This is a genomic window from Streptomyces sp. NPDC055749 (genome assembly GCF_053617235.1).
This window is the reverse complement of sequence record NZ_JBSHFH010000110.1, coordinates 1-8,135: the sequence shown is the minus strand read 5'-3', so window position 1 is coordinate 8,135 and position 8,135 is coordinate 1. Positions and strand designations below refer to the sequence as shown.

Genomic DNA, 8,135 nt, shown 5'->3' with positions numbered 1-8,135 from the left:
CCCAGGTAGGGGTGCCCGGCCCTCACGCGTGATCCCGGTGGGGGTCAGGCGCCGGTGATGGCCTCCGCCGCGGCCAGGCCGCAGACCCGGGCCGCCCCGTGCGTGGCGATGTGGAACTCGCCCCTCGGCTCCGCCTGGGGCAGGCCCATCTCGACCACGATCGTGTCGGGACGCGCCGCCAGCAGGGCGTCGAGCGCCTCCGTCATCCACACGTGCCGGTGGGCGTCGCGGACGACCGCGACGATGCGCCGCTCCCCCGCCGCCCGCAGCGTGTCCGCGGCCGGGGCCGCGCTGTCGCCGCTGTACGTGCCGGTGCCGGTGCCGGGGTGGATCCGGGCCAGTTCGGCGGCGACGCCCCACGGGGTCTCGTCACCGACCGCGATGTTCGCGACCGGGGTGAACGCGGCGACGTACGCGGGCCCGGTCAGCGGTGCGCCGCCGCCGGTGACCCGTACCGCGCGGCGGGCCGCGACGAGGCCGATGTCCGTGCTGACTCCGGTGCCGGGCGCGGTCCCCTCCTGCACTGCCGCGCCCGGCTCCGAGACAGCCCCCCTGGCCCTCCGCGTCCAGGACGCGAGAGCGCGTACACGGGCGGCGGCGTCGGCCAGCCGCTCCTCGGGCAGCTCTCCGCTGCGTACCGCCGACACCAGGGCGTCGCGCAGCCGCAGCACGGTGCCCTCGTCTACCAGCCCGCCGCCGACGCAGATCGCGTCGGCGCCCGCGGCGATCGCGAGGACGGAGCCGCGCTCGATCCCGTACGTCGCGGAGATGGCCTGCATCTCCATGCCGTCGGTGACGATGAGGCCGTCGTAACCCAGCTCCTCGCGCAGCAGACCGGTGAGGATCTGCGGGCTCAGCGTCGCCGGGCGGTTCGGGTCGAGTGCGGGGAGAAGGATATGCGCGCTCATGACAGATTTGGAACCCGCCGCGATGGCCGCCCTGAAGGGGACCAGCTCACGGGCGTGCAGGGTGTCCAGATCCACATCGATGCTCGGCAGCGCGTGGTGCGAGTCGACCGCCGTGTCGCCGTGTCCGGGGAAGTGCTTGGTGCAGGCCGCGACACCCGCGGCCTGGAGCCCCTCGATGTACGCGGCGGTGTGCCGGGCCACGAGCTGGGGGTCGGCGCCGAAGGAACGTACGCCGATGACCGGGTTGGCCGGGTTGGAGTTGACGTCCGCGGAGGGCGCCCAGTTGAGGTTGACGCCGCATTCGGCGAGCCGGCGGCCGAGCTCCTGGGCAACGTCCCGGGTGAGCGAGACGTCGTCGATGGAGCCGAGGGCGAAGTTGCCGGGGAACGAGGACCCGTGACGGACCTCCAGCCGGGTGACGTCGCCGCCCTCCTCGTCGATCGCCACGAGGACGTCGTCGCGCTCGGCCCTGAGCTGGGCGGTGAGCGCCGCCAGCTGGCCCGGCGAGGTGATGTTCCGGCCGAACAGGCCGACGGAGGTCAGGCCCTCACCGACTCTGCGCAGCAGCCAGTCGGGGGCGGACGTGCCCGTGAACCCGGGCTGGAGCACGGCGAGTGCGTCGCGCGTGACGGTGTCCGTGGTGGATACGAGGGTGGTCATGGCGGCCTTTATCCCTTCACCGCGCCGGAGGTGAGACCCGTGGCCATCTTCCCCTGGATGATCATGAAGAAGATGACAACCGGAATGGAGATGAGCGTGGAGGCCGCCATCAGGGCGCCGTAGTCCGTACCGCGCTCCGTGGTGAAGGTCATCAGCCACACGTTGAGCGTGTACTTGGAGTTGTCGTTGATCAGGATGTACGCGAAGAGGTACTCGTTCCACGCGTTGACGAGCGCGAAGATGGACGCTGCCGCCAGCCCGGGTGCGAGCAGCGGGAAGATCACGCGGCGGAAGGCCCCCATGCGGGTACAGCCGTCCACCATCGCGGATTCCTCCAGCTCCACCGGGATGTTGATCACGAAGCCGCGGATCATGATGGTCGCGAAGGGCAGCGTGGACACCAGGTAGACGACGATGAGCCCCCAGTACTCATCGATGCCCCCCATGGCGTTGAGCTGGAGGTAGATCGGGATCAGCATCGCGGTCGGGGGCAGCATCTGGACGAGGATCATCACCATCATCAGCGCCTTCCGCCCGAAGAAGCGGAAGCGTCCGATGGCGAGCGCCGCGAGCGTCGCGATGATCATGCCGCCGACCACGGCGGTGACCGAGACGATGAGGCTCGACTGGATCGCGGTGGCGAAGTTGTCCTGCTTCACCGCGCGCGCGAAGTTGTCGAAGGTCAGCGAGGAAGGCCAGAGCGTCTGGTCGTAGGAACGGATCTCGTGGTTGGGGCGCAGGGAACTGACGATCAGCCAGTAGACCGGGAAGGCCATGAGCGCTGCCGTGACCAGGGCCAGGATGTTGTAGCCGAGGCGGTTCCGCTTGCGGTCGGGCCGCAGAACCTGGGCAGGAGTGTTCGGGGCTGTGGAGGTGCTCATTCGACCTCTCCCGTCTTGATCAGCTGGCGCAGGTAGTACACGGCGACACCGGAGAGCATCAGGACGGTGATCAAGGCGATCGCGCTGCCCTGGCTGAAGGAGGTGGACTCGAACGCCTTGGAGAACGAGTAGAGGCCGAGGGTCTCGTACTCGGGCTCGGGCTTGTTGCCGCGCAGCAGCCAGATCTGCCCGAAGACGTTGAAGTCCCAGATGACCGACAGGGTGGCGACCATGGTGAAGACGGGCTTGATGACCGGCCAGGTCACGTAGCGGTAGACGCCGAGCGCGGTGGCTCCGTCGAGCGACGCCGCCTCCTCCAACTCCTTGGGGACCTGGGTGAGGGCCGCGTACATCGTGATCACGACGAACGGGATCGCGCCCCAGACGACCAGCAGGGTGATGATGCCGAAGCCCTGCCAGGGGTCGAGGAACCAGTTGTGGCCGAGCCACTTCTCGTTGCCCGTGATGTCGGCGAGCAGCGTGTTGATCAGGCCGTAGTCGGAGTCGGCGAGCCAGCGGAAGACCGAGGCGGCGACCATCAGCGGCATCGACCAGGCGGCGATGAGCGCGACGGTGAGGGTGAGCCTGACCCAGGTGGACAGGCGCAGCATCATCAGGGCGATCAGCAGGCCGATGCCCATGGTCAGCACGACGCAGACCGTCATGAAGACGATGGTGCGGCCGGTGACCTGCCAGAACTCGGGGTCGCCGAGGATGTTGGTGAACTGCTCGAAGCCCACCCACGGTGTCTCGCCGTTGCCCCACAGGGCTGCCCTGCCCATGTCCTGGAAGGACATGATCACGGTCTTGATCAGCGGATAGACGTACACCGCGGCGATCGCGAGGATCGCCGGCAGGATCAGGAAGTACGGAAGGAGTTCGCCCTTCTTCCGCTGCCTCTTGGCGCGGGGCGCGGTGTCCTTCTCGGCGGACGAGGGCCCGGTCTCTTCCGGACCACGTGGTACGGGTACCGGAGGCGGCCCGGCGGCCTTGGTGTCGGCGGCAGTCACGTGGCTGACCTTCCATCGGGATTCCGGGGGCTGCACCCGGAAATCACGGCATACGTCTACGAAGGAAGGCGGGGACCCGGTGCGTGCCGGGCCCCCGCCTGGAGAGCCGAAGGCTCTGTCGTACTACTTGTTGATCAGCGCGTTGATCTCGTCGTCGGCCTTCTTGGCCGCGTCGGCAACCGAGGTGCCCTTGAGGATCGCCAGGAGCATGTTCTCCAGGACCTCGTCCTTCTCGATGGACGTCCAGCCCGGCGCGATCGGCGTGAACCAGGCGTCCGGCACCGCGTTGGCGACGGCGGCCGTCTCGAGCTTGCTCTTCAGCGGCTCGAGCTGCTTCTCGTTGTTCGGGAGGATGTTCTTGGAGGAGAGCACCTCCATCGACTTCTCACTGGTGAAGAGGGAGACCCACTCCTCGCCGAGGTCGGTGACCTTGGACTTCGCGGTGACGGCAAGGTCCGATCCGCCGATGAAGGACGGGAGCGCCTTGCCGTTCGGGCCGGGCATACCGGCCGTCGCGATCTTGCCCTCGAGCTTCGGGTTGCCGTTGTTGGCCCCGTCGGTGATGGAGCCGGCCTCCCAGCCGTTGCCGTAGAGCATGGCGGCCTTCTCGTTGGCCGCGACGTTGGCGTGGTCCTGCTCGTCCTTGGTGATGTCGGCCTTGTTGTACTTCTTCACCAGGTTGACGAAGTGCTCGATGCCCTTCTGGGACTCGGCGGAGGAAAGGTTGCCCTTCCACTCCTTCGCACCCTCGTCGTACTCGGCGATCGAGCCGCCGTACGCCGCGACGTAGGACATGGCCGCGTACCAGTAACGGCCCGGCAGGTAGAGGGACGAGAAGCGCTTGTCCTTCTTGGTGTACTCGGCCGAGACCTTGTCGAGGGCGGCGAGCAGCTCGGTCTCGGTCTGCGGCATCGCGTCGCTGCCCGTACCGGCCTTGAACATGTCCTTGTTGTAGATCGCCACACGCGCACCGGCGTAGTAGGGCACGCAGAACTGCTTGCCCTCGAAGGTGCAGGTGTCCTTCAGACCCTTGATCCAGGTGTCCGAGTTGTCGTACTTCTTGGGGTCGATCTCGGCGAGTGCGCCGTTCAGGATGTACTGCATCGTCTCGGTGTTGCCGAGCTCGACGACATCCGGGAACTTGTCGCCGCCGAGGGCGGTGTCGAGCTTCTTGGCCTTGTCCGCCCACTGCTGGTACTGGACGTTGACCTTGACCTTCGGGTACTTCTTCTTGAACTGCGCGTTGACGTCCTTGACCAGTTCCGGCCAGGTGCTCTGCGCGTCGACCATCAGCCAGACGGTCAGTTCCTCGGTACGGTCCTTCGGGTCCTTCGACGCGTTGTCGCCGCTGCCCCCGCCACACGCCGCAATACCGGACATCATCGCCGCGACGCCGACCGCCGCTATGAGCTTGCGCTTCATGCCACACCCTCCTCAGGGATACCAGCAACCCCCCGCCCACCGCGGAAACGTACGACGAGTACTGCCTGTGGGGCTGGGACTTGGTCTTTAATGGTTTAGACCAGTACCGGGAGCTTGGCCTAGACCTTTAGGGGTGTCAAGGGTGTATAAGAAGTGCACTCGCGTCCGTTATAGGACCGACACCTAGGGGAGGGCGACGACCCGTGACCGGACCGTGCCACCATGTGAGCCGCGACAGACGGAGGAGCCGGTGACGGCAGCAACGCAGCAGTCGGGAAGGCGGGCCATGGGTGCCGACGGGGGCAGTACGGAGAACGAGACCGGTGCGGGTACGCGTACGGCACGCGTACCGAAGTACTACCGGCTCAAGCGCCATCTCCTCGACATGACCGACACCCTGCCGCCAGGCACACCCGTACCGCCCGAACGGACCCTGGCCGCCGAGTTCGACACCTCGCGCACCACGGTGCGTCAGGCGCTCCAGGAGCTGGTCGTCGAGGGCCGGCTGGAGCGCATCCAGGGCAAGGGAACCTTCGTCGCCAAGCCGAAGGTCTCCCAGGCCCTCCAGCTGACCTCGTACACCGAGGACATGCGCGCCCAGGGGCTGGAACCCACGTCCCAGCTACTGGACATCGGATACATCACGGCCGACGACGCGCTCGCCGGTCTGCTCGACATCACGGCGGGCGGCCGGGTGCTGCGGATCGAGCGTCTGCGCCTCGCCAGTGGTGAGCCGATGGCGATCGAGACAACCCACCTTTCGGCCAAACGCTTTCCCGCGCTGCGCCGTTCACTGGTGAAGTACACCTCGCTCTACACCGCGCTCGCCGAGGTGTACGACGTGCGGCTGGCCGAGGCCGAGGAGACGATCGAGACCTCGCTCGCCACCCCGCGAGAGGCCGGACTGCTGGGCACGGACGTCGGCCTGCCGATGCTGATGCTGTCCCGGCACTCGATCGACGGACACGGCGAGCCGGTGGAGTGGGTGCGCTCGGTGTACCGCGGCGACCGCTACAAGTTCGTGGCGCGCCTGAAGCGGCCCACCGACTGAACACCCTTGCCCCACCTGTCGCGACCGCACGACGAACGGCCCCCGTGGAGTCACTTCTCCACGGGGGCCGTTCGCTGCTCACCGGGGGCAATTCAAGATTGGCGTGAACCGGACCCTGTCATTCCCCGTGAGTGTCGGTGAGTGTCACCGACACAGCACCGTTGCACTACCGCAATGCGGACAGGGGGTGACGCTGGCCGGACCACTCGCCTAGATTTCGTGCGCATTACCCAGGTGATCAGCGAGGGGACGGAGCACCACATGCCCGAAAACACCGCCGAAAAACGACCAACGATCACACCCGTGCGGGTGATTATCGCTCTCTGTCTCATCGCGCCGTTCGTGGCGATGCTCTGGGTGAGCTCGTACGCCAAGGTCGATCCGACCTTCATCGGTATCCCGTTCTTCTACTGGTACCAGATGCTCTGGGTCTTCATCTCGACCGCGTTGACGATGGTCGCGTACGTGCTGTGGCAGCGTGACCAGCGCGCCCGCAAGGGAGGTGCGTCAGCATGAAGGACGGCGTGAACGGCGTAGCACTCGCCGTATTCATCTTCTTCTTCGTGGCCGTCACGGTCATCGGCTTCATGGCCGCCCGCTGGCGCAAGGCCGAGAACGAGAACAGCCTGGACGAATGGGGCCTGGGCGGAAGGTCGTTCGGCACCTGGGTCACCTGGTTCCTGCTGGGCGGCGACCTCTACACGGCGTACACCTTCGTCGCCGTCCCCGCGGCGATCTACGCGGCGGGCGCGGCGGGCTTCTTCGCCGTCCCGTACACGATCCTCGTGTACCCGCTGATCTTCACCTTCCTGCCGCGTCTGTGGTCGGTGTCGCACAAGCACGGGTACGTCACCACCTCGGACTTCGTCCGGGGCCGCTTCGGCTCGAAGGGGCTCTCGCTGGCGGTCGCCCTCACCGGCATCCTCGCCACGATGCCGTACATCGCGCTGCAACTCGTCGGCATCCAGGCGGTGCTCGACGTGATGGGCGTCGGCGGTGGCGAGACCACGCACTGGTTCATCAGGGACCTGCCGCTGCTGATCGCGTTCGCGGTGCTCGCCGCGTACACCTACTCCTCGGGTCTGCGGGCGCCCGCGCTGATCGCGTTCGTCAAGGACGGGCTGATCTATCTGGTCATCGCCGTGGCGATCATCTACATCCCGATCAAGCTCGGCGGCTTCGACGACATCTTCGCCAAGGCGAGCGAGGCGTTCTCGCAGACGAACGAGGCCACCGGCAAGCCGCGCGGCTCGCTCGTCCCCGCCGAGATGGGCCAGTGGGGCTACGCCACCCTGGCGCTGGGCTCGGCGCTGGCGCTCTTCATGTATCCGCACTCGATCACGGCGACGCTCTCCAGCCGCAGCCGTGACGTGATCCGCCGCAACACCACGATCCTGCCGCTGTACTCGCTGATGCTGGGCCTGCTGGCCCTGCTCGGCTTCATGGCGATCGCGGCCGGGGTCCAGGTCGACAACGCGCAGCTGGCGATCCCGCAGCTGTTCGAGAACATGTTCCCCGACTGGTTCGCGGGGGTGGCCTTCGCCGCGATCGGCATCGGCGCCCTGGTGCCCGCGGCGATCATGTCGATCGCCGCCGCCAACCTCTTCACCCGCAATATCTACAAGGACTTCCTGAAACCCGACGCGACCCCGGCGCAGGAGACCAAGGTCTCCAAGCTGGTCTCGCTCCTGGTCAAGGTCGGCGCGCTCGCCTTCGTCCTCACCATGGACAAGACGGTCGCGATCAACTTCCAGCTGCTCGGCGGGATCTGGATACTCCAGACGTTGCCGGCGCTGGTCGGCGGTCTGTTCACCCGGTGGTTCCACCGCTGGGCTCTGCTCGCGGGCTGGGCGGTCGGCATGGTGTACGGGACGGTCGCCGCGTACGGCGTCGCCAGCCCGACCCAGAAGCACTTCGGCGGCTCCTCGAAGGAGATCCCCGGCATCGGCGAGATCGGCTACATCGGTCTCACCGCGTTCGTGCTGAACATGGTGGTCGTGGTCGTGCTGACCTTCGTCCTCAACGCGCTGAAGGCGCCGGCCGGCATCGACGAGACCTCCCCGTCCGACTACACGGCGGACGTGGGCGACGCGGGCGTCAAGAAGGTGCTCCCGCCCGCCACCGCGGGCGCGCCGGGCGGTCACTGACCCCCGTAACCCCTGCTCGGCACGGGCCGCCGCGACTCCGGCAACGGAGGCGCGGC

7 protein-coding genes are annotated in these 8,135 nt (G+C 67.3%); 3 read left to right on the top strand and 4 right to left on the bottom strand.

From position 1 onward, the window contains the following. Positions 1-44: 44 nt before the first annotated feature. The 4 genes from ACWGO0_RS37085 to ACWGO0_RS37070 form a co-directional block, all read right to left on the bottom strand. The gene (locus ACWGO0_RS37085) at positions 45-1,568 is read right to left on the bottom strand and encodes a glycoside hydrolase family 3 protein (RefSeq protein ID WP_453544853.1); all 1,524 of its coding nucleotides are present in this window, start codon (positions 1,566-1,568) and stop codon (positions 45-47) included. Between the two features lie 8 nt (positions 1,569-1,576). Then, positions 1,577-2,449, bottom strand: a complete 873-nt coding sequence (locus tag ACWGO0_RS37080; RefSeq protein ID WP_453544852.1) for a carbohydrate ABC transporter permease — start codon at positions 2,447-2,449, stop codon at positions 1,577-1,579. Continuing rightward, the gene (locus ACWGO0_RS37075; protein WP_453544851.1) at positions 2,446-3,459 is read right to left on the bottom strand and encodes a carbohydrate ABC transporter permease; all 1,014 of its coding nucleotides are present in this window, start codon (positions 3,457-3,459) and stop codon (positions 2,446-2,448) included. Before ACWGO0_RS37075 ends, ACWGO0_RS37080 begins: the two co-directional genes overlap by 4 nt. Positions 3,460-3,582: 123 nt before the next feature. After that, complete coding sequence (locus ACWGO0_RS37070; protein ID WP_453544850.1) at positions 3,583-4,881, bottom strand: sugar ABC transporter substrate-binding protein; 1,299 nt, start codon at positions 4,879-4,881, stop codon at positions 3,583-3,585. A 286-nt stretch (positions 4,882-5,167) separates the two neighbouring features. On the opposite strand from ACWGO0_RS37070, the gene ACWGO0_RS37065 reads away from it, so the two are divergent. From ACWGO0_RS37065 to mctP, 3 genes are all read left to right on the top strand, one after another. Next, complete coding sequence (locus ACWGO0_RS37065; RefSeq protein WP_383783726.1) at positions 5,168-5,932, top strand: GntR family transcriptional regulator; 765 nt, start codon at positions 5,168-5,170, stop codon at positions 5,930-5,932. A 261-nt stretch (positions 5,933-6,193) separates the two neighbouring features. Beyond that, positions 6,194-6,448 carry a DUF3311 domain-containing protein gene (locus ACWGO0_RS37060; protein WP_453544854.1) on the top strand — a complete coding sequence of 85 codons (255 nt, stop codon included), beginning with the start codon at positions 6,194-6,196 and terminating at the stop codon, positions 6,446-6,448. Further along, positions 6,445-8,079 (top strand): monocarboxylate uptake permease MctP, encoded by a 1,635-nt coding sequence (gene mctP, locus ACWGO0_RS37055; protein ID WP_453544849.1) that lies wholly within the window; start codon positions 6,445-6,447, stop codon positions 8,077-8,079. The genes ACWGO0_RS37060 and mctP overlap by 4 nt, the downstream gene beginning before the upstream one ends. Positions 8,080-8,135: the final 56 nt, after the last annotated feature.

Coding starts and splice junctions, on each gene's coding strand:
- ACWGO0_RS37085 (WP_453544853.1), bottom strand. CDS start 1,568: ATGACCACCCTCGTATCCACCACGGACACCGTCACGCGCGACGCACTC.
- ACWGO0_RS37080 (WP_453544852.1), bottom strand. CDS start 2,449: ATGAGCACCTCCACAGCCCCGAACACTCCTGCCCAGGTTCTGCGGCCC.
- ACWGO0_RS37070 (WP_453544850.1), bottom strand. CDS start 4,881: ATGAAGCGCAAGCTCATAGCGGCGGTCGGCGTCGCGGCGATGATGTCC.
- ACWGO0_RS37065 (WP_383783726.1), top strand. CDS start 5,168: ATGGGTGCCGACGGGGGCAGTACGGAGAACGAGACCGGTGCGGGTACG.
- ACWGO0_RS37060 (WP_453544854.1), top strand. CDS start 6,194: ATGCCCGAAAACACCGCCGAAAAACGACCAACGATCACACCCGTGCGG.
- mctP (WP_453544849.1), top strand. CDS start 6,445: ATGAAGGACGGCGTGAACGGCGTAGCACTCGCCGTATTCATCTTCTTC.